Source organism: Streptomyces achromogenes subsp. achromogenes, from assembly GCF_000720835.1.
GTDB classification, from domain to species: Bacteria; Actinomycetota; Actinomycetes; order Streptomycetales; family Streptomycetaceae; genus Streptomyces; species Streptomyces achromogenes.
Genome location: NZ_JODT01000138.1, coordinates 1 through 268, shown reverse-complemented (window position 1 = coordinate 268; position 268 = coordinate 1). Strand labels below are relative to the sequence as shown.

Annotated in this window: 1 protein-coding gene; it reads right to left on the bottom strand. The window is 73.9% G+C overall.

All coding sequences use genetic code 11. The annotated features are described in order from the left end of the window. The coding region (locus IH25_RS38295) for a biotin carboxylase N-terminal domain-containing protein (RefSeq protein WP_037656546.1) at positions 1–268 on the bottom strand (268 nt) is incomplete at both ends.

The window sequence follows — 268 nt, the reverse complement described above, 5'->3', positions numbered from 1 at the left end:
GGGGTCGGGGGTGCCGGCGACCAGGGGGGCGCCGGCGCGCTGGGCGATGTGGCGGGCGGCGACCTTGTCACCGAGGTCGCGGATGGCCTGCGGGGGCGGGCCGATCCAGACCAGACCCGCGTCCAGGACCGCCTGGGCGAACTCGGCGTTCTCCGACAGGAAGCCGTAACCGGGGTGGATCGCGTCCGCGCCGGACTCGCGGGCGGCGTTCAGGATCTTGTCGATGACGAGATAGCTGGTGGCCGGGGTGTCACCGCCCAGGGCGAAC